Source organism: Olsenella uli, from assembly GCF_016900775.1.
Lineage (GTDB): Bacteria > Actinomycetota > Coriobacteriia > Coriobacteriales > Atopobiaceae > Thermophilibacter > Thermophilibacter uli_A.
Window position 1 is genome coordinate 1 of sequence record NZ_JACJKN010000064.1, and the last position, 203, is coordinate 203.

Sequence of the window (203 nt, forward strand, 5' to 3'; positions counted from 1 at the left end):
GAGGACGGTAAGACCTACGTCTACCTGGCCGACAACGACGGGCGCCTCGCGGGCCCCGGCTGGGTGGTCTCCGACGCGTACGGCCAGGGCCTCCAGCGCTACTGGGTGGACGCCGACGCGCACGCCGCGGTCGAGGGCTACTCCGAGGACGGCTGGGCGCACTACACCACCGAGGAGGGCTACGTCCTGCGCGGCGGCCGGGA

Annotated in this window: 1 protein-coding gene; it reads left to right on the forward strand. The window is 73.4% G+C overall.

Going from position 1 to position 203, the window contains the following annotated elements; translation table 11 throughout:
- Positions 1-203 (forward strand): hypothetical protein (locus H6A23_RS11325; protein WP_204832270.1); only part of this gene is annotated, 203 nt, incomplete at both ends.